Source organism: Rossellomorea aquimaris (assembly GCF_001877785.1).
Classification (GTDB): Bacteria; Bacillota; Bacilli; order Bacillales; family Bacillaceae_B; genus Rossellomorea; species Rossellomorea aquimaris_A.
The window spans coordinates 285838-305348 of the sequence record NZ_MINN01000128.1 but is presented as its reverse complement, the minus strand read 5'-3'; the positions used below and the strand labels follow the sequence as shown (position 1 = coordinate 305348).

Annotated in this window: 20 protein-coding genes; 8 read left to right on the top strand and 12 right to left on the bottom strand. The window is 43.4% G+C overall.

Going from position 1 to position 19511, the window contains the following annotated elements:
- Positions 1–7: 7 nt before the first annotated feature.
- Positions 8–811, bottom strand: a complete 804-nt coding sequence (gene recX, locus BHE18_RS19925; RefSeq protein ID WP_071620243.1) for a recombination regulator RecX — start codon at positions 809–811, stop codon at positions 8–10.
- A gap of 90 nt (positions 812–901) precedes the next feature.
- Between recX and BHE18_RS19920 the strand changes: the two genes are divergently transcribed.
- From BHE18_RS19920 to BHE18_RS19910, 3 genes are all read left to right on the top strand, one after another.
- A complete protein-coding gene (locus BHE18_RS19920; RefSeq protein WP_071620242.1) occupies positions 902–1813 on the top strand; it encodes a TIGR01777 family oxidoreductase in 912 nt (303 codons plus the stop codon).
- A gap of 63 nt (positions 1814–1876) precedes the next feature.
- Positions 1877–2002, top strand: coding sequence for a YfhE family protein (locus tag BHE18_RS19915; RefSeq protein ID WP_071620241.1), 126 nt, complete (start codon positions 1877–1879; stop codon positions 2000–2002).
- A gap of 114 nt (positions 2003–2116) precedes the next feature.
- A complete protein-coding gene (locus BHE18_RS19910) occupies positions 2117–2305 on the top strand; it encodes a YfhD family protein (RefSeq protein ID WP_032086296.1) in 189 nt (62 codons plus the stop codon).
- Positions 2306–2390: 85 nt separating this feature from the next.
- On the opposite strand, the gene BHE18_RS19905 is transcribed toward BHE18_RS19910, so the two are convergent.
- Together BHE18_RS19905 and BHE18_RS19900 are read right to left on the bottom strand one after the other, a co-directional pair.
- Positions 2391–2894 carry a DoxX family protein gene (locus BHE18_RS19905; RefSeq protein ID WP_071620240.1) on the bottom strand — a complete coding sequence of 168 codons (504 nt, stop codon included), beginning with the start codon at positions 2892–2894 and terminating at the stop codon, positions 2391–2393.
- 284 nt (positions 2895–3178) lie between these two features.
- Complete coding sequence (locus BHE18_RS19900) at positions 3179–4333, bottom strand: nucleotidyltransferase domain-containing protein (RefSeq protein WP_235860387.1); 1155 nt, start codon at positions 4331–4333, stop codon at positions 3179–3181.
- A gap of 173 nt (positions 4334–4506) precedes the next feature.
- On the opposite strand from BHE18_RS19900, the gene BHE18_RS19895 reads away from it, so the two are divergent.
- Entirely contained in the window at positions 4507–6123 is a 1617-nt protein-coding gene (locus BHE18_RS19895; protein ID WP_071620239.1) for an ABC1 kinase family protein, read from the top strand.
- A gap of 45 nt (positions 6124–6168) precedes the next feature.
- On the opposite strand, the gene BHE18_RS19890 is transcribed toward BHE18_RS19895, so the two are convergent.
- Together BHE18_RS19890 and BHE18_RS19885 are read right to left on the bottom strand one after the other, a co-directional pair.
- A complete protein-coding gene (locus tag BHE18_RS19890; RefSeq protein ID WP_171910758.1) occupies positions 6169–7176 on the bottom strand; it encodes a GGDEF domain-containing protein in 1008 nt (335 codons plus the stop codon).
- Positions 7177–7403: 227 nt separating this feature from the next.
- Positions 7404–7730 (bottom strand): MGMT family protein, encoded by a 327-nt coding sequence (locus BHE18_RS19885; protein WP_071620237.1) that lies wholly within the window; start codon positions 7728–7730, stop codon positions 7404–7406.
- A 160-nt stretch (positions 7731–7890) separates the two neighbouring features.
- On the opposite strand from BHE18_RS19885, the gene BHE18_RS19880 reads away from it, so the two are divergent.
- Positions 7891–8640 (top strand): Cof-type HAD-IIB family hydrolase, encoded by a 750-nt coding sequence (locus tag BHE18_RS19880; RefSeq protein WP_071620236.1) that lies wholly within the window; start codon positions 7891–7893, stop codon positions 8638–8640.
- 83 nt (positions 8641–8723) lie between these two features.
- Here the strand turns inward: BHE18_RS19880 and BHE18_RS19875 are convergent, their stop codons facing one another.
- From BHE18_RS19875 to BHE18_RS19865, 4 genes are all read right to left on the bottom strand, one after another.
- Positions 8724–10859, bottom strand: coding sequence for an ATP-dependent Clp protease ATP-binding subunit (locus tag BHE18_RS19875; RefSeq protein ID WP_071620235.1), 2136 nt, complete (start codon positions 10857–10859; stop codon positions 8724–8726).
- 230 nt (positions 10860–11089) lie between these two features.
- Positions 11090–11725 carry a hypothetical protein gene (locus BHE18_RS19870; protein ID WP_071620234.1) on the bottom strand — a complete coding sequence of 212 codons (636 nt, stop codon included), beginning with the start codon at positions 11723–11725 and terminating at the stop codon, positions 11090–11092.
- Between the two features lie 75 nt (positions 11726–11800).
- Entirely contained in the window at positions 11801–11971 is a 171-nt protein-coding gene (locus tag BHE18_RS23350; protein ID WP_171910757.1) for a hypothetical protein, read from the bottom strand.
- A 460-nt stretch (positions 11972–12431) separates the two neighbouring features.
- Positions 12432–14486 carry a catalase gene (locus BHE18_RS19865; RefSeq protein ID WP_071620233.1) on the bottom strand — a complete coding sequence of 685 codons (2055 nt, stop codon included), beginning with the start codon at positions 14484–14486 and terminating at the stop codon, positions 12432–12434.
- 204 nt (positions 14487–14690) lie between these two features.
- Between BHE18_RS19865 and BHE18_RS19860 the strand changes: the two genes are divergently transcribed.
- From BHE18_RS19860 to BHE18_RS19850, 3 genes are all read left to right on the top strand, one after another.
- Positions 14691–15095 (top strand): HIT family protein, encoded by a 405-nt coding sequence (locus BHE18_RS19860; RefSeq protein WP_071620232.1) that lies wholly within the window; start codon positions 14691–14693, stop codon positions 15093–15095.
- A gap of 169 nt (positions 15096–15264) precedes the next feature.
- Entirely contained in the window at positions 15265–15894 is a 630-nt protein-coding gene (locus BHE18_RS19855; RefSeq protein WP_071620231.1) for a DUF4004 family protein, read from the top strand.
- A 19-nt stretch (positions 15895–15913) separates the two neighbouring features.
- Positions 15914–16705: a polymer-forming cytoskeletal protein gene (locus BHE18_RS19850; RefSeq protein WP_071620230.1), complete on the top strand. Its 792-nt coding sequence runs from the start codon at positions 15914–15916 to the stop codon at positions 16703–16705.
- A gap of 62 nt (positions 16706–16767) precedes the next feature.
- On the opposite strand, the gene BHE18_RS19845 is transcribed toward BHE18_RS19850, so the two are convergent.
- Genes BHE18_RS19845 through BHE18_RS19835 form a run of 3 tightly spaced genes read right to left on the bottom strand, consistent with a single transcriptional unit; the run spans position 16768 to position 19173 of the window.
- Positions 16768–17940, bottom strand: coding sequence for an MGDG synthase family glycosyltransferase (locus tag BHE18_RS19845; RefSeq protein ID WP_071620229.1), 1173 nt, complete (start codon positions 17938–17940; stop codon positions 16768–16770).
- On the bottom strand, positions 17937–18539 hold the full coding sequence (locus BHE18_RS19840; RefSeq protein WP_071620228.1) for a DedA family protein: 603 nt from the start codon (positions 18537–18539) through the stop codon (positions 17937–17939). The genes BHE18_RS19845 and BHE18_RS19840 overlap by 4 nt, the downstream gene beginning before the upstream one ends.
- A gap of 16 nt (positions 18540–18555) precedes the next feature.
- Complete coding sequence (locus tag BHE18_RS19835) at positions 18556–19173, bottom strand: polysaccharide deacetylase family protein (protein ID WP_141771943.1); 618 nt, start codon at positions 19171–19173, stop codon at positions 18556–18558.
- Between the last annotated feature and the right edge of the window lie 338 nt (positions 19174–19511).

Below are 19511 nucleotides of genomic sequence, written 5' to 3'. Positions count from 1 at the left end.
GATGCCTCTATTCCTCTTCTTTTAACACTTCCAGAAGGCGTTCTATCTTTTCAATCGCGAATCCTTTCCGGTACAAGGTCTGTTTCATTCTATGTTCATACTCATAGCCCTCATATTTGGATGACAGCCTTCTGTGAGCTTTCTGTCCCTGGTGATAAAGGGCATCCCACTGTTCGTCCGTATCGCGATCTGTATCGATTGTCTCCCAAACGATTTTCATCACTGCGCCGGGATAGCCTTTGCGCTGCAGGTTCTGTTCGATTTTCTGTTTGGCGATCATAAACGAATCTTTCCTGTACTTCTTCATGAGTTTCTCTGAAATGGCTGCTGCTTTGTCCACCTGCATTTCAAACGTAAAAGCATCGAGTGCCTCTTCAATATATGGATCATCGACACCTTTCCGGTATAATTCCCCTCTTATCCAGCCCGGGCCTTTGTCAGAAGTATTGATCTGGGTCCCTGTGAAAGCCTTCGCGAATTCTAAATCATCAATATACTTCATATCCTCTAGTTTATGGATGACTTCCCCGATAATGGCTCCATCTAACTCACTGTCCTTCAAATGATCGCGGATTTCTTTTTCTGTCCTCATTCTGTAGGACAAAAAGTGAATCGCCTTGTTCATTGCTTTTTTCACATCATCTTCATACTGTACTTCAGAAATTTCAAGCTCATCAACTTCCAGCCCTTTTCTCAGGCCGAATTTGGCTAGCACCACTTCATCAACGCTGAACGCATACTTGCCGTCTATAAATAAGTTATATCTTTCATCATTCTTCACTTGCTTCGTGATTTTCGTAATGACACCCATATTTTCCACCTCCTTCTTAATGTAACACATCCGAATATGTTTTTAATTCTGCAAATAGGTAAAATAATAACTATAACTGGAGGGATAATCATGAAAATTGCCATTACCGGAGGAACGGGGTTTGTCGGGCAGGCAGTGACCCGGGAGCTGCTGGACCACGATCATGAAGTTGTCATATTGACAAGGAGCCCTGAAAAATATAAAAAACGACGGGGAGTCACCTATGTGAAATGGCTGACAGACGACTCTCATCCACAGGATGAACTTGAAGGCACGGAAGTTTTCATTAATCTTGCGGGTGAATCGATCAACAGCGGCAGATGGACTGATGAACGGAAGAAGCGGATCATAAACAGCCGTATTACATCGACGCAGGAAGTCATCAATATCATGAAGAATCTGTCTCATCCGCCGGCATGTCTCATCAACGCAAGCGCAATCGGATTCTATCCTTCGTCTAAAGAAAACACATATACGGAAGCGTCTACTGAGAAAGCAGATGATTTCCTAGGAGAAACGGTTCAAATATGGGAAAACGAAGCTGCGAAAGCTGAAAAAGCAGGTTTCAGGGTCGTCTATACCCGATTTGGCATCATTCTCGGCGAAGAAGATGGCGCCCTTCCCCGGATGGCCCTTCCTTATAAATTATTTGCAGGGGGCACGGTTTTACCCGGCGACCAGTGGATGTCCTGGGTTCATATTGACGATGTTGCGAGGGCCATACGCTTTTCAGCAGAACACGGCGAGGTATCAGGCCCGGTAAATGTTACGGCCCCCACGCCGCATAGAATGAAAGAATTCGGGATCACTCTTGGAAGTGTATTAGGCAGACCCCACTGGATACCGGTCCCTCCATTTGCCCTGAAAATTGCAATGGGTGAAATGAGCCAGCTTGTATTGGAAGGTCAGAAAGTGCTGCCGGGCGTCCTTTCAGAGAACGGCTTTCAATTCGAATATCCCGAACTTGAAAGCGCACTTGTGAATATTTATCATTCGAAATAGGTATGCCCCCTTCTCTTCAAGGTAAAAATGATACTAAATCTTGAAAGAAGGGAAGTACATAGAATGGATAATAAACAGAAGAAAGACAAAAACAGGTCGAAACTGTCAAGTATGCAAGAAGTCAATTATTCAAAGGAATTCAAAAGAGCTGACCGTGCAGCGGGATTCAGCCCCAAACGTCATACGTAAGCAAATATTACCTAACTAAAAGTTCCCCTTTTGATAAAAAATAAAGGTACAAGTTCACTTCAACGTGATGCTTGTACTTTTGTTTTTTAACCTGACAAAAAGGGGATGTTTGTATTGGGCAGATCTCGAGGACATAAAAAACACGATAAAAACCAAAACAGCCTTCCACAGACGCCGGCTGCGTTAAAATCAGACGGTGTGGACGAAGAGTTCTCAAGAGAACTTGCCGATCAGGCTGATATGGAAGCACAAGCCCGCGCTAATGCAGCAAACCAGCGTGCACGTGTAAAGAAAAACCAATAGCAGCCCCTCACGGTTAAAATCAGTGGCGTGAGGATTTCAAAAGAAGCCGCCCGGGATTAATTCCGGGCGGCTTCATCCTTTCTATTCAAACGACGACCGCCTTCTTAGGCTGGCCTCCTTTTTTATGGAAGAAGTTCTGTTTCAAATAAGGAATCACCCAATGATCTGCGCCCCAGTAGTATGCTCCTTTTCCTGTAAAGAGCAGGATAACTGCGACAGTCAGAAGAATCGGATTCGTGCTCACTGTACCTGCCATGAGGAAGTTCAGATTCATGAATGCAGCCGCGACCAATGCCGGAATTGTCATCAGCCCGGTAATCAACCCTAAACCTGCAAGAACCTCTCCCCACGGAATAAGGATGTTGAACAACTCAACGTTCGGTACAGCAAATTCTTTGAGAAACTCTGCATACCAGCCCTGCACCGCCGGATTTTCTCCTGCGGCCTTGGCAATCGCCCCCTGCAGGAAGCCGCTTGCGTCAAATCCATCCTGTATCTTATGCCAGCCTGCTTCAAGCCATTTGATACCAAGCCAAATCCTGAACACTGTCCATACAACACTAACTTTTTCATTATGCCACCATTTCATGATGGTTCATCTCCTTGTGGTTTATTGTGAAATGTTTCACAATTACAAGTAAAAAAGAATTCATTTAATCAGCTGATCTTGCGATTTATTTGTGAAATGTTTCACATTTACTTTACACTTATAATATACTCCTTCCACATCCTGTATGCAATAGACATTGGCACAGTTCAAAAAGCTGTCAAAATTCTCACTTAAAAGGGGATGGGACTTTTCCAAATTTGGACATCATGCCTTTTGAAAAGTCCTTCATCTAGAGTAAAATTGACTCTGAAATCAAGTTAAGCTTACACTACCATATTCACAACCTCTTCCACCCACTCTGCCTGCTCATCTAATCCAAGCAATGCAGAGAGGCGGCTATGTACGCTCTTGAATTCCATCGCGATATTCTTCATCACTTCAAGAATTCCCTCTGGATCCCTTCTGGTGTTCCAACCTGCCAGTAGTTCCTGCTCCCTCTGATCTAAGGGAGACCTTTCCCCTTCATACTTCGACCAATCCCCAGGAGCATTCGGCTGTCTGCCGCTTACCATATTCCAGCCGGAGGCAACAGACCATCTCATCATATCCAGTGAGTGCAGGGCATAATAAAGTTCTCCCCTCATCACCCTCCTGTAGACTTCATGCATGTGGGCAAAGAATTTACTTCTCCACGATTCGAATTCTATCAGGGAAGGTTCATAATAAAGGTCTCTTGATTGTTCACTGACTGCAGTGACGATTCCATACGGATCATATTCTATCTGTGTTTCTTCTTTTAGATAGTGGGAAGGCCTCAAATCTTCTTGCTTATAGTAAAAAGCGTCCACCTTCACAAAGCTTTTATAGTGTGCTACCGTATGCATCGCCCATGGAAAATCCTCGTAAAATAAGACATCCCCCCATCGCTCTGCCCGTTCCTTTTTGTTTTTTCTGTATTCTTCATACATTTCATCGTTAACTACAATCCTTAAATCAAGATCGGAATAACGATCGTGATCGCCTCTAGCCATTGATCCGCCGTAGAAAAAGGCGAGTATATGTTTATCTTTTTCCAGGTCTTTTTTTATAGATTCCTTGATTTTGTCCCGTTCGCTGATTAATTTCAAATCTCTTTGTTCGTGATTCGTTTCTACACTCAATTTCTCGCCCCTCTCTTTCACTATATGGAAATTCTCCTCCCTGATCTCCTTTTTTTCAGAAACGAGCACAGCCTGAAATAATTTAAATAAGGATTGGATTTCTTCATCTTGATTGATTAACTGGATGCTTCTCTCGTACTCTTCTTCGTTTCTATAGCGGCTGATTTCCATCCACTTCGAAGGATCTTCCCTGCTTTTAAGATGAAGTGTATGGGAGTCTAAATGGCGGCTGTAGATTCCCCCCGCCTTTCCCTGAATTTCCAAGTACTCTGTTTCTTTATCCGGCTGGATATGATATTCATAGACTTTAATAAACATCTGTATAACTCCATCCTCTCCATACCAACTTACGCTTTTAGATATTAGTACTATCTGAATTTTACCACATATTACCTTCCTCTTTCTTTTCATTTCAGTTATTGTAAGAGTAATTACAATAGACTTGGATTGATATTGAATGATACAGAAAGATTTCGCATGGAGGATAGGACATGAAATCACATAATAAGCTTTGGAGGATGTGGAAGATCATTTCGCTTGCTGTGTCGATTGTCTTCAGGACGTACTGGTATAACCTGAGGGGAAAATCGGAAGCAGAGAAAGACGGATTGTGGGAAAGGATCGGGCATGAGTTTAAAACAACGCTGTTTGAGCTGAACGGGGTTCTGATCAAGGTAGGGCAGCTGATGAGTATACGAGAAGACTTGCTGCCCAAAAGCTTTGTCGATCAAATTAAAGATCTGGTGGACCATGTCCCGCCTTCTCCATGGGAAGAAATAGACAAGGTGCTGGAATCGGAGTGGAAGTCTCCTGTCAAGACGAAGCTGGAAACGATTGATAAGAGCGCAGTAGCTTCAGCTTCAATAGGAGAGGTGTATAAAGCCTGCCTTACAGACGGGACATCGGTGGCAGTTAAAGTTCAGCGTCCTGAAATTCCTTCACTGGTCAAGACCGACTTCAGATCGCTTTCCATTATTCTATGGTTTGTAAGACATTTCGCACCGATCCCAAAAGGATTTATCAATTTTAAGATGCTCTATAAAGAACTGAAACAGGTTATCAAACAAGAGCTTGATTTCTATAAAGAAATGAACACGGCTATTACGTTCAGACAAAGATTCAGTGAACACCCCGGTGTTAAAATCCCTAATGTCTATCCTGAGCTGTGTACAGATAAAGTACTGGTCATGGAATGGGTGGAGGGTGTGCGTCTTAACGACACTGTCCGGATTTCAGGTTTCGGCCTGGAAGGCGAAAAACTAGGTCAGCGTTTATTCCAGCTGTTCCTTCCGCAATGGCTTGAGGCCGGTACATTCCATGCAGACCCTCACGCAGGGAACATATTGATTCAGCCTGATGGAACCTTTGTTTTATTGGACTTCGGAATGGTCGGTGAGATCACGAAGCGCGACTCTGTTCATTTTCAACAACTGCTCGAAGGAATCTTGTTGAAAGACTACCATAAAGCAGCACAAGCTCTTTCACAATTAGGGTTCTTATTACCGGAAGCAGACCTTAAGAGCATTGAAAGACTGCTGGAGGAATTTGTATCGATCGACATGGAACAATTCAAACAGATGGATCTGATTTCTGTAAAAAAAGAGATGAACGATATGATGAAGACCCTGCCCATACAGGTCCCGACCCGCTTCATTTTCCTTGGCCGATCGTTTGCCACGGTAGAAGGGCTTGTTTATACCCTCTGCCCTGAAAAAGAAACACTGGATATCATGAAGCCTGCTTTTCTCAAATGGGTAAAAACCACTGATCGCAGCAAATGGGACCTGCTCCTTAAATGGATAGGATCTCAGCCTTTATTCCAGGGAATCCATAAAGTCCGTCAACTGATTGAAATTCCCGATCGATTGATTATACAAAAGGATGATCAGCAGATAAAGAATTTCCGTTTTACTCTTTACGAAAATCAAAAGAAACATGCTTTTATCCTCTTCGTCACAGGAATGATCTTTTTCAGCTATGGCTTTCAGGCAGATACAGAAATCCTTTGGCAAGGGGGCACAGCAGTTTCAGCAATTGGGCTGGCAGGTTATCTCATTACCGGTATGAAACAGAAAAAGTGGTTGAAGAAAATAAAAAATCGCAGCTGAATCGATAAAAAGCGTTACTTCTCCTGTTGTGAAGTAACGCTTTCTTTATTTGTACGAGCATTCCCAGCTCGTACAGACGATATTTCTGCCATTTTGTTTGGCTTTGTAAAGGGCTTCATCAGCATCGTGAAAAAGGGCCTCTCCTTTCTCTTCCACAGGATTGAACGCTGAAACCCCTATGGATACAGACAATTGGAGTTTCGTCTGATCCGGCAGAAGAAACCCTTGTTTAAATACTGCTTCCCTAACCCTGCCTGCAATTTCTTTTGCATGCTCTACCGTACATTTAGGAAGGAGAAGCGAAAATTCCTCTCCCCCATTCCGGGATAAAATGTCACCCGATCTCGTCAATCTGCTTAATAATTCCGCAAGTTGTTTTAATACTTCATCTCCCGCCTGATGGCCATAAGTATCATTGATCTGCTTGAAATGATCAACATCAATCAGGCATATTGCGCATGTTTCATTTTCCTCGATCGCTTCTTTGACAATGCGGTTATAATGGGCGTCAAACGAGCGGACATTATAGATGCCAGTAAGCGCATCCCGCTGGGCATTTTCTTTATATTGATAATAGCGTTCGCTCGTTTTTCTAATATAATCAACGAAATACAGCGTCAGATACCCCCCGATGAGTGTACTGACAATGTGAAACAAGGCATAATCCAGCACGGTGCTGTAATCATCAACGACGATATAAAGCGCAGCAGAGAAAATCAATTGACTGTAAAGGAGCAGAGCGGTCCACCTTTTCCAAGGTCCGCCTTTCATATACCTCACAATCAAGCCCGCTCCAACTGCAATGGCAGCTATCATATACAGCGCCACATAAGAAGAGAAGTTCACATCAATGAGGAAACGGCCTATGATGATGACGACAGCAGATATGATCGTCGGCAGGAAACCTCCATAAAACGCTACCAGAATGACCGGGATGTGCCTGAGATCAAGGATCGTGATATTGTTGACACCGATGCTGTAGTGCATAAGGATGACACCAAGTAAACCTGCCAGTATGCCATCGACTATTTTTATGTAGAATGGTGAGCTCATGGTCAGCCTGTTTTTTCTGAACAATTGATGCCACACAAAAGTAAACGACATTAAGAGCGAAATATTTATTACTAGATCACTAATCATATCTGGATCTTTCCTCACATTTTTATATAGGTAAATTATACCGCAATACCGTATGAGTTTTCACATTTTATTTAAATTCAACTCTAATTCCGCTTTTGATTTCCGTGCAAGACTACGCTTTCCGGGGGGGGGGGGACCCTTCATAATTCTTCTGCCGTAGTAAAAGGTTGATGTAGATATAGTTCCAAATCTATTTTACCTTTTTCATTTAAGAGTACACCTTCTGATAGAAGGAGGTGTTGTTGGTGATTGTATTGTCCCTCGTCTTTGAAGCCGATTTTTCCTTCGCTGTTGACTACCCGGTGCCAGGGGAGGTCATGTTTGCTGCTCATTGAATGAAGGATTCTTACCACTTGCCTGGCTCCTCTTGGACTTCCTGCGTATGCGGCTATCTGGCCGTAGGTCATGACTTTCCCGAAAGGAATGGATTTAATGATGGCTATGGCTTTTTCTGTGAAACGTTCCAAATGATTTTTACTCCTTCACAATTGATATGTTTAGTCTTCCTGATTATATGCAATAGTAATAGAGGATGAAAGAAAGAGGCAGGTAAAGTCTCTTTCCTACACTATTCTATACTTTTATATTAAACTAAACAGTAGCAAATTTGAGAGGACGTGATAAGTAATGACGATTAAATTAATTGCGCTTGATATGGATGGGACGCTTGTCAATCATGAGGGCGAGGTTTCCCCGGAAAATGAAAAAGCCATACAGAGGGCAAAAGAAAAGGGAATCCATGTGGTTTTGAGTACAGGGCGTTCTCTTCGTAATTGCAGGGATATTTCCGACCACCTTGGCCGTTCTTCCTATTTAATAACGGTGAATGGCGGGGAAATTTACGATCATGAATACAATCTGGTGGACAGTACCCATCTAGATACCGAACTTGTAAAAGCACTGTGGGGATTAAAGGAAAAACATGATGTATACTTCTGGTCATCGACCACACAAGGCATATTCAATACCCACAACCCTTTCGATCAGGAAATAGATGCTTATAATTGGCTGAAGTTCGGCTTCGATATCCAAGACGATGAAGTGCGTAAAGTGGTGATGGATGAATTGTTGAAAAATGAAGCACTCGAAATTACCAATTCCAGTCCGACGAATATTGAAATCAATCCCGCTGGCGTGAATAAAGCGGCTGCACTTGTAAAGGTATGTGAACGGCTGGACTTGTCCATGGAAGAAGTCATGGCGGTCGGTGACAGTATGAATGATATAGCCATGATTCGGGAATCAGGTTTTGGAGTGGCGATGGGAAATGCACAGGATGCAGTGAAGGAAGCCGCCGACTGGGTCACAGGCATCAATACTGATCACGGAGTCGCACAGGCAATCGACAAGGTTCTGGCTGCCGTCGAATTTAAATAACAAGCTCTTTTCTTCAAGCGTGCAAGCTGAAAATAAAAACGTGATCCCTTTGAAAATGGGATCACGCTTTTTTATTTCCAGTTTTACTTAACAGTGATTTCATCATTTTTAAGAGTGACCGTCACTTGTTTTACTTCTTCTTCCTCGAGAAGCAGATCGGCGATTTTATCCTCTACCTGCTCCTGGATTACCCGGCGCAATGGACGGGCTCCAAATTCAGGATGATAGCCCAGTTCGACCAGCTTATCCTTTGCTTCTTTTTCGAAATTTACTGTAATGCTTTGATCATTCAATTCTTGTTGAAGATCTGCTAGCATCAAATCAAGTATTTGAAGAAGCTCTTCTTTATGAAGTGACTGGAATTCAATGATACTGTCAAAACGATTCAGGAATTCCGGCTTGAAGTAAGAACCAAGTGATTGAAGGATATTCGTTTCCTTCACGGCATCCGTGCCGCCGGTTGCAAACCCTACGACAGCTTCCTTGACATTCGTCACACCTGCATTACTTGTCATGATGATGACAGTATCTTTGAAGCTCACGGTTCTTCCCTGGCTGTCTGTCAAACGGCCGTCTTCAAGGATCTGAAGGAACATATGCTGAACATCTGGATGAGCTTTCTCGATTTCGTCCAGCAGAATGATTGAATAAGGGTTCCTTCTTACTTTTTCAGTCAATTGGCCGGATTCTTCATGACCTACATAACCCGGAGGTGAACCGATCAGTTTGGATACGGAGTGTTTCTCCATATATTCACTCATGTCCAGTCGGAGCATACTGTCTTTGGACCCGAATAGTTCCTCAGCCAGCGTCTTCGTCAATTCTGTCTTACCGACGCCAGTCGGTCCCACGAATAAGAATGTACCGATCGGACGGTGCTTCGCCTTTAAGCCTGCCCGGCTGCGGCGGATCGCTTTCGCTACCTTTTTCACTGCCTCTGCCTGCCCGATTACTTTATTTGAAAGGTTCATTTCAAGCTCTTTCAATCGTTTTTTATCATCACTTTGAAGCTTTCCGACTGGAATGCCCGTCTTCGCTTCAATGATTGACTGGATCAAATCTGGTCCTACTGACGCTTTCTCCTTGGCATCACGGTTCCCGAGCTGCTTTTCAATTTCTTGTTCCCGGTCACGCAGTTTTGCTGCTTCTTCGTAACGCTCTTCCTTGGTAGCCTGCTCTTTCATTGCATGGATTTCTTCCAATTTCTGATGAAGTGCAGATGTATCTTTCCCTTCTGACTGAAGGTTCATTTTAGCACCCGCTTCGTCCATCAAGTCGATCGCTTTATCCGGAAGGAAACGATCTTGGATGTAGCGGTGAGACAATTTCACGCATGCCTCAATCGTTTCATCTGAATATTTGACTCCATGATATTCCTCATATTTACTTCGCAGTCCCTTCAGGATGTCGATGGACTGTTCGGGAGTCGGTTCATTTACCATTACAGGCTGGAATCGGCGTTCAAGAGCCGCGTCTTTTTCAATTTGACGGTATTCCTTGAGTGTTGTCGCACCGATTACCTGAAGCTCGCCCCGGGCAAGTGCAGGTTTTAAAATATTGCCTGCATCCATGGAACCTTCCGCAGACCCCGCTCCGACCAGCTGATGGATTTCATCGATGAATAACATGACATTCTTGCGGTTTTGGAGTTCGCTGATGATGGCTTTCAATCGTTCTTCAAACGACCCGCGGACTCCGGTACCGGCAGTCAGTGAAGCTACGTCCATAACATATACTTCTTTGTTTAACAGCTTGGCCGGTACATCCCCGCCAACGATTTTCAATGCCAGCCCTTCTGCGATTGCTGTTTTACCGACACCCGGCTCACCGATGAGTACAGGGTTGTTCTTATTACGGCGGTTCAGGATTTCAATGACACGCTCTACTTCTTTATCCCTTCCGATGACAGGATCGATCAGACCCGCCTTCGCTGCATGGGTTACGTTGCGGCCGAATTGATCAAGAATACCGCCGCCATTACCGCCGGTTTCCGTTTTTAGCTCCTGTTGATTTGATCCGAAAGCGTGCGGCTGGGCTCCCCCCATGCTCATGCCTTTGAACAATTCATCAAACGGAAAACCGCCATGTAAGCCGGAAGGAGTTTTTGATTGCTGTTGTTGGAAGCATTCCATACACATCTGCATTCTTGTCTTATGGTTGTTGACTCTTTTGTACACTTCAACTGTTGCCTGGTTCTGATGACATACTTGACATTTCATACAGTATTACCTCCTATTGGTTTCCTTTTTATATAGTTAACATTTGATTCATTTGGTTGAAGGTCAGGATGTCGTTGCTTGACTTTGACTTTCTTTGACCTTATGACTATATTATAATTTGACCTTTTTTGACTTTCAAGATTTTTGTTTACGGAAATTTTTAGTCGAAACTTTTGATTCTATGTAAAAACATAAAAGCTGGCTTAAAGTTCGGCCAGCTTCCCCCCTGTTTAATACCACAAATCACATTCATCATATTCGTAGTCAACTTTGTACGAATTATTTATGGATGTTTTTTGTTTGGATTTGATGTTTTCATTTTTACTATTTTCTTTACTGTCATTGTTTTGAACCTGAATATTCTTTGATTTATTTTTACGACGTACTGCTGCTCCATCAATCAGTTTCATAAGATCCATGCCCTGGACCAGGTTCAATAGGTTCATCGGGATGAGGTTCCCTGTCCCTCCATTCCCCTGAAGCATAGAGCTGAAGCCATTCATCAGCGACTTCGCGTCAAGTTCTTTACCAGTCGTCAATTGGCTGAGCTGCTGCTTAAAAACATCATTGTTGAGAACGCCGTTCATCAGTTGCTGAAGCGCATCTGTATTAAGTGAATCGCCCTTCAAAAATGCTGCCGCTTTATCTTTCAGTGGCTCCATTCCCTTAAGGTTCTCCGGCATGATGGATTCAAGGTGAGTTTTTAGAGAATCGGAATGATCCTTCAGTTCTTTATTCAGTTCATTCTCTTTAATCGCGGATGTCATCATTTCAAGTGCCGACTCGATGGATAATTGCCCGTCTTCTTTCTTGACTTGTTCCTGAATGAGTTTATAGAGTTCTTCTATCATATTTTTATTATCCATGTATATTCCTCCTTTCTATTACTATGAGTATATAGAAAGCGGCTGTGCAAACCGCTTTCCATCATTCATCTGAAATTAAAATAGTGCGCTGATAGCTAGGATGAGCAGTAGAGCAATCCCGATAATTAATGCTGCGATCGGGGCAACACCTAATGTGATGAGGAAGGCCACTACTAGCAAGACTAGAAGAAGCTTAAAGAAATCAAACTCTTCTGCAGCAGCATGGTGAGCTGGACCTTTTGGCATGAATATCCACCTCCTTGTTCATTTCTTTAATATACTATGGTTGTCCTTGCGTTAGCGTTTGTTATACATAACTAGTATCTATTAAAATGGGTGAATGGATTAGTAGGGTGCCATTGGAATAAATTGAACGGGGAATTAATAGGATTGTGGTAGTTTAAGTTCTAAACCCGTTTTTGATTTCCGTGCAAGACTTCTGTTTCCGCGGGTAGCCCGTGCCTCTCTTATTGGAAGGAATTGTCCAGATGCAGGGCTTATGCCACCCTCCTCCGGGCAAAGCCATTACGCATTTCTTTTAGGAGTCTACGTCTTGCACTCCAATCAACCGCTAGAAAGAGCAAAAACAAATTGTTATTAAACAAATTAAAAACCCGGACTACTTTGCTGATTAAAATGCAAGTAGTCCGGGTTTTACTTATACTAAAACACTTTTGTCCCAGCCTTTATTTCAAATTTTTCTTAATCAGACGATTTCTCGATCCCAGTGACGATGGGCTGCAATCGCTTCAATGAAATCAGAAGTAAATGTGTCCATCCTCTCTCCAGTCACTACTCCTGAACATTGTCCAATGCCGATGTCTTTCAATAAAGTAACCCCTTCATGGGTCGCCCCGATAGGCTTGAAGTGTACAAAGGCTTCTTTTACAAAATAGGAAGTGTCCTGCTTGAACTTCTTATCGAGCTCTTTTCCGCCGGCAACGTAGATACTGTCGAACAGAACGGAGTCGCATGTCAGGAAGGTATGATCCACTTCGAGTTCTTCCCCTTCACCGCTTTTAACCACTCCCAATTTGCTGCTGATGATTTCGGGCTGCAGGCCTTCTTCTTTCAATTCTTTCAGCGCTTTAGTGACTTCACTGCCGCTGAAGCCGCTCGAAACAATGACTCCAACCTTGCGTGTATGAGGTCTCTTAACCGTATTCTCCTGACTCAGCGCAGGAGAAGATTTCGTTACTGTCGAGCCCGGCCCTTCTGGAACCTTGGCTCCGATTGCTTCTGCAAATCCTTTTGCCATCTCAAGACTAACATGTGCGAACATATCGACAACCTGCTGCTGAACGGATTTGCTCATGACTTTACCGAGTTCAAAGCTGAAGGCGTCTATGATGTGTTCTTTCTCGGCTTCACTCATGCTGTTCCAGAACAAGGTTGCCTGGGAGAAATGATCTTTGAAACTTTCACTTCTTCTACGTACTTTGCGGCCTTCCATCTTTTCCTGATAATGGGTATAGCCGCCTTCCTCTTCACTTGCCGGTGCCGGCGTGTTTTGGGCGAGTGAGTTCTTATGGTAGCTCACCTGGCCTTTATTGATCGTATGTCGTGAATAGCCGTCCCGCTGATTATTATGGAAAGGACAGACTGGGCGGTTGATCGGCAGTTCATGGAAGTTCGGTCCGCCAAGACGTATTAGCTGGGTATCTGTATACGAGAACAGACGCCCCTGCAGTAAGGGATCATTTGAAAAATCAATTCCCGGAACGACTGATCCTGGATGGAAAGCTGCCTGCTCCGTTTCTGCAAATACATTATCCACATTTCTGTTCAATGTCATCTTCCCGATGATTTTAACCGGTACTTCTTCTTCCGGCCAAAGCTTCGTCGGATCCAGTACATCGAAGTCGAAATTGAATTCGTCTTCCTCCTTGATCAGCTGCACTCCGAGTTCATATTCAGGATAATCCCCATTCTCAATTGATTCATACAGGTCACGGCGGTGAAAATCGGGATCCTTCCCATTGATTTTTTGTGCTTCATCCCATACGAGTGAATGAGTTCCGAGAACCGGTTTCCAATGGAATTTGACGAAGTGGGCTTTTCCTTCTTCATTTACGAATCGGAAAGTGTGAACCCCGAATCCTTCCATCATGCGAAAGCTGCGGGGAATTGCCCGGTCCGACATGGCCCACATGACCATATGGGCAGACTCCTGATTATTGGCGATAAAGTCCCAGAATGTATCGTGTGCTGTTGCTGCCTGGGGCATTTCATTGTGCGGCTCCGGTTTGACGGCATGGACAAGGTCCGGGAACTTGATCGCATCCTGGATGAAGAAGACAGGAATATTATTTCCCACCAAGTCATAATTCCCTTCTTCCGTATAGAATTTCGTCGCGAATCCGCGGGCATCCCTTACCGTCTCGGCGGATCCCCTGTTTCCTGCTACCGTTGAGAAGCGGACGAATACAGGTGTTTTCCTGGAAGGATCCTGTAAAAATCCAGCTTTCGTATATTCCTTCATTGATTCATAGACTTCGAACTCACCATGCGCTGCGAAGCCCCTTGCATGGACGATCCGCTCTGGAATGCGTTCATGGTCGAAATGAGTCATCTTTTCACGGAAATGGAAATCTTCCATTAACGTAGGACCGCGTTCTCCGGCTTTCAGCGAAAACTCATCCTCTGACACCTTTACTCCCTGATTGGTCGTCAGATGCTTTCCGCTGTCATCGACGCGAAACTCTTCAAGCTGTTCATTTTTACTGTTGCCGTTCACTTTGCTTTTATTCTCGTAACTCATTCCCTCATTCCTCTCTTTAACTATGTAAAATGCTATGGTCATTCTTTACCCCAAGCCTTCCGGTCTAAACATTTTTTGGCATGATTGGTGTGTTATGTTACTGCCTTCTTTTATGATGCAAAAACCGCTTAGGTATCCGCTCCTGTGAATGAATTCATGGTATAATCTAAAAAACAAATATTCCAACAATTAGGAGTGACATTCATGACCCAAGATAATAACTGCCCCTTCTGCCACCCGCATGAAGATCCCGGCCAAAACATCATATTTGAAAATGACACATGCTATTTCCTTCAGCATAATCACCAGCAGGATGTTCTGGAAGGATGCGGCGTCATTGTTCCCAAGAAGCACAAGCAGGATGCTTTCTCCCTGACAAGGGAGGAATGGAATGATACATATGAACTTCTGCAAAAAGCTAAAACGTATCTTGATGAGAGATTTGAAGCAGACGGGTACACCCTCGGATGGAATGCAGGAAAAGTCTCAAATCAATTCATTTTTCACAGCCACTTTCACATCATACCCCGTTACAATGATGAGCCTCTTGCTGGTAAAGGACTCCGATACTGGCTCAAACAGCCTGAAAACAAACGCCCAAACAGATAAAACGAAGGTCCGTCCCTCCTGCATTATGCAGGCCAGGACGAGCCTTCTCTTTTTATCCGGAAACAAAAACTGGAAGAAACACCTTTACAACCGTAACATTGTTCTGCTATAGTTCATATAAAGTAACGTAACAATGTTTTGTTACAAAAGGAATTGAGGTGATTGTTCCTTGGATGACGATCTGATATCGAAAAAAGAAGTGTTGGAACTGACTGGGATTTCTTATGGTCAGCTCTACCGCTGGAAACGGAAACAGGTCATTCCTGAAGAGTGGTTTATTAAGAAATCCAGTTTCACAGGTCAGGAAACTTACTTTCCAAGAGAAAAAATGCTGGCACGGATAAAAAAGGTGAAAGAACTGAAAGATACCCACTCCCTGGATGAACTGTCAGATTTCTTTTCACCAAATGCAGCGAAGATTGAACTATCACTGGATGCATTGAAGCTGCAAAAGATTCTTCGACCAGAAACGATTTCATTCTGCACCCCCCTTGTAAAAGACGGTAATGGATTAGAGTTCCCCGAAATTTTGAATATGTTCATCCTTGAAAAAGTGCAGAGCCGCTTGGATCAAGATGACTTAAAAACCCTCTTTCTTTTTTTGCAGAAAGATTTTGATGCATTTATCAGTCCTTCATTTGAACTCAGGGGACTTAAGAAACAAGAAAACGTCATTTGGCTGTTAGTTCCGCTGCAGGCCGGCATTTTGACAGACCAGTCAGCCGAGACGATCGTGAAGCTTGATTTACTCCAGATGGTTGAAGAATTAAAAATCATTTTAACGAATGAAATAAATTGATAAACAGGAGGAATAAAGTATGAGTACGGTTGAGAAAAAGGAATTGCACGATTTAAAAATCAGCGGATCGGGTTCGTCGGGCGGCGGTAAGTTCAACTCTGTAAGAATCAGCGGAAGCGGAACCATTCAAGGCGATATCGAGTGCAGAGACCTTAAGATATCAGGATCCGGAAAAATAAACGGGCACATCACCTCTGAAGAGTTTAAGTGCAGCGGATCTTCGAAGATCGAGGGAAATATCCAGGCAAGGGATATTTCCATAAGTGGGAGCACGAAAATCGAAGGTTCTGTCACGGCAGCGAAAATGTCAGTGAGCGGATCAAGCGGGATTTCTGAGAATTTAACCTGTAAAGAATTCATTTCGAGCGGTTCAACTAACATAGAAGGTAAGGTCCACGGCGGCGAACTTAGGTCCCACGGTGCGCTGAGAGTGGAGAAAGAATGTGAGGTGGAGAAGTTCACCTCACGGGGCGGTGTGAAAATCAATAGTCTTCTCAGTGCCGATAAAATCGATATTAAAATAAGCCATGAATCGTTCATCAAGGAGATCGGCGGCGAAATCATTGAGGTGAAAAACGAACATACCGCTAAACTGATCAAGCAGGTAGTGAATTTTTTCATGCAGCGTGACGATTACCTTCGATCCGATTTAATAGAAGGAGACGAAATCTACCTAGAAAACACCAGGGCGAAGCTGGTAAGGGGAAAAAATATTGTGATCGGGGAAAACTGTGAAATCGACTCCGTCGAATACTCCGGCACCATTGACATAAAAGACGGCAGCAAAGTCGGCAAGACAATCAAAAACTAATTAAATCCGGTGAAGTTAGAAAGCAAATGCCCTTCCCTTATTGTCAGGGAACGGGCATTTTTTTAATTAAATATGGTTTTGGTAACGCCGGCATTATTAAGAGACGGTTTCACTAACGCGTCTTCCTGATTCACCTTCAGCAGAGTACTCAAACTTTCATCCACACAGGTAGAAATCGAAGACAGATACTGCTGCAGCCGAACAAGATAATCATTCATTTCCCGTTTATCTTTAAGGACATTTGTAATGATCTCCAGCGGATCCTCGCTATTCAGTAAGTAGACCAACTTCTTTTCCTTCAGGAATTCCAGATTGACCTCTTCCTGTCCCGGCAAATAATCATGGATAAAAATCGGTATCCGTTTATTCAGTACTTCCGTTATCGTCACTCCGCCGGGCTTTGTAATGATGGCATCGACTGAATCATAAATGGCATTCAGCTCTTCACGATCCTCGATATACATTAACGGGATGATATTCGGTATTCCCGATAGTTGATCGAATAACTCCCTGTTGTGCCCGCAAAGGACAGTATATTTAAAATGTTCTGTCCCTGAAGGATTCATCATAAATTCATTCAGGACACATAATCCGTTATTCCCGCCTGCAACCAGGAGATGTTTTCTGCCTGATACTGCTGTTTTTGACTTCACTGGCTTCCCATCTTTATAGATATTGGAAACAGGCACACCTGTGTTAAAAATACGGTCTGACGATATTGAATACTGTCCGATCAATTCATCCTTTGCTTCACTGCTTGGCACCATATGATAATCTATATTCTTTTTATCCCACACTCCATTGATGAAGAAATCGGTGTAGACATTCACTGTTTTCGGTACGAAGGAAGGTGATTTTTTCTTCAGCTTCCCAAGAATCCTGGACGGAAATGAATGTGTACAGATGATATGGGATGGGCTTTCTTCTTCCAATAATTTTTTCAGCTTCATTTCGAAATAGATTGAGAACACGGAAAAGCTCTTCAACATACCTGTATATTCTTCGCTCATCATCAACTGCGCATAAAACCTTTTATAACTTTCCGGGAAAGCCTTGATCCACTTCAAATAGAATCCTGAGACTGCATTTTCGAGCCACTGATTTGAGAAAGACAGGAAATCAACTATCTTCACTTCCGCGTCCGGATGTTTATCTTTTATCTTCTGCTGCATGACTTCTGCGACTTTGACATGTCCAGTAGGTACACTGAACATGGATAATAGGATGATTTTCAAATCTTTCCCCTCCCTTTCCTTTTCTTTCTTATATACCGGATTAAAGTTGTCACGATAAAAATGACAAGGAGTCCCACCCCTAAATAAGGAACGTAATTTGGATTAATCGGGAACGTACTTCCGAGCCCCCACCCCAGAAGGATGTATGACATGCTCCAAAGAAGCGATCCCGCCCCGGTGATAACCGAATATTTCAGTATGTTCAGCGAAAATATCCCGGACAAATAAGGAACAGCCTGGCGCAGACCGGGCAAAAAAAAACCGATGATCAGCGTCTTCTGCGAATTCTTAGTGAACTGCTCCTCAAATTTAACTGCCTTATCTTCAGTCAGGCCAACCCATTTCCCATACTTATTGATGATGGGATATCCGACAAATTTCCCTGCATAGTATCCTGCCAGCATTCCGGCAAACGTTCCCAGGAATGCAAACAGGATGCCCCATGACATTGACAGTTGGCCGTGGGCAGCCAAAACCCCGACCAAGAACAGCAGGGATTCTTCTGGAGAAGGAATTCCCACTATGCCAAAGAATAAAAACAGAAAAATAATGAAATAACTGTATTCTTGTATATAATGAATGATTTGTTCACTGCCCATTCCAATACCCCTTCAACTACAATGCATCGTCAAGAGAAATGAACCGGATGTTCCTCTCCAGTGCATCTTCAATAAATGCATCCAAGCATTCTAACATATATTTTGGCGCATCCTCATCGGCACCAAGCGTCGCTCCATTGTCATGAAGCACATACACCGCCCCTTCAGAATCCGCATGGTTCAAGCGGCGGCTCAGATTATCCCTGCACTCCTTCACTTTCCAATCCTTGAAAATATGTGACCAAATGATAATGCGGTATCTTTTGGCGAAAAGCAAAGAAGATACGTTAAGGTGTCCCCAGGGCGGACGATATAGATATGTCTCTTCCCCGGTTATACCTCTTATTACTTCATTTGACTTCTCCAATTGCTTCTTTAACCCCCATGGAGTCAGGAACCAGCTGGAGATATGTCTGTAATGGTGCAGACCCAAAGAATGTCCCTCATCCGCCATCCTTTTGATCAGTCCGGGATTCTGAACTGCATGCTCACCTACAACAAAGAACGTGGCTTTGATCCCATGTTTTTTGAGCATGTCCAGGAGCGCACTCGTATGCGATGGGTGCGGCCCATCATCAAATGTCAGTGCAATCGTCCTGTCACGCGGGACCCTTCTGATGATTTTAAGATTCATCAACCTTATGACTATCGTACTTATTATGGAATAAACAAAAAAAGTAACTATGATAAAAACCAATATCAATAAACCGGTCAATGTATAATTACACTCCCAGTGTCGAATTTAATTACGGAACCGGGCATCCTTTATCTGCCCTTTGTCATCATATAACGCTTTTATGATATTATCAATGTTCCTTACCCTTTTTCCTCAAGAGCCAACCCTGTATTCCAAACGAAAGTTTTGCCAGCTCCAGCGTATTTATCCACTGTTCAAGTATCTTCTGATCCATCCTCTTCCTTAGTTGGAAAAACCACTTCCCTATTCTGAATCTTCTGTTATATTAATAGGTA

Excerpts from the sequence above, each read along its gene's own strand:
- BHE18_RS19860 (WP_071620232.1), top strand. The coding sequence starts at position 14,691 with ATGACCCAAGATAATAACTGCCCCTTCTGCCACCCGCATGAAGATCCC.
- recX (WP_071620243.1), bottom strand. The coding sequence starts at position 811 with ATGGGTGTCATTACGAAAATCACGAAGCAAGTGAAGAATGATGAAAGA.
- BHE18_RS19915 (WP_071620241.1), top strand. The coding sequence starts at position 1,877 with ATGGATAATAAACAGAAGAAAGACAAAAACAGGTCGAAACTGTCAAGT.
- BHE18_RS19840 (WP_071620228.1), bottom strand. The coding sequence starts at position 18,539 with ATGGGCAGTGAACAAATCATTCATTATATACAAGAATACAGTTATTTC.
- BHE18_RS19895 (WP_071620239.1), top strand. The coding sequence starts at position 4,507 with ATGAAATCACATAATAAGCTTTGGAGGATGTGGAAGATCATTTCGCTT.
- BHE18_RS23350 (WP_171910757.1), bottom strand. The coding sequence starts at position 11,971 with ATGCCAAAAGGTCCAGCTCACCATGCTGCTGCAGAAGAGTTTGATTTC.
- BHE18_RS19920 (WP_071620242.1), top strand. The coding sequence starts at position 902 with ATGAAAATTGCCATTACCGGAGGAACGGGGTTTGTCGGGCAGGCAGTG.
- BHE18_RS19875 (WP_071620235.1), bottom strand. The coding sequence starts at position 10,859 with ATGAAATGTCAAGTATGTCATCAGAACCAGGCAACAGTTGAAGTGTAC.
- BHE18_RS19880 (WP_071620236.1), top strand. The coding sequence starts at position 7,891 with ATGACGATTAAATTAATTGCGCTTGATATGGATGGGACGCTTGTCAAT.
- BHE18_RS19900 (WP_235860387.1), bottom strand. The coding sequence starts at position 4,333 with ATGTTTATTAAAGTCTATGAATATCATATCCAGCCGGATAAAGAAACA.
- BHE18_RS19870 (WP_071620234.1), bottom strand. The coding sequence starts at position 11,725 with ATGGATAATAAAAATATGATAGAAGAACTCTATAAACTCATTCAGGAA.
- BHE18_RS19850 (WP_071620230.1), top strand. The coding sequence starts at position 15,914 with ATGAGTACGGTTGAGAAAAAGGAATTGCACGATTTAAAAATCAGCGGA.
- BHE18_RS19865 (WP_071620233.1), bottom strand. The coding sequence starts at position 14,486 with ATGAGTTACGAGAATAAAAGCAAAGTGAACGGCAACAGTAAAAATGAA.
- BHE18_RS19835 (WP_141771943.1), bottom strand. The coding sequence starts at position 19,173 with ATGAATCTTAAAATCATCAGAAGGGTCCCGCGTGACAGGACGATTGCA.
- BHE18_RS19905 (WP_071620240.1), bottom strand. The coding sequence starts at position 2,894 with ATGAAATGGTGGCATAATGAAAAAGTTAGTGTTGTATGGACAGTGTTC.
- BHE18_RS19890 (WP_171910758.1), bottom strand. The coding sequence starts at position 7,176 with ATGAGCTCACCATTCTACATAAAAATAGTCGATGGCATACTGGCAGGT.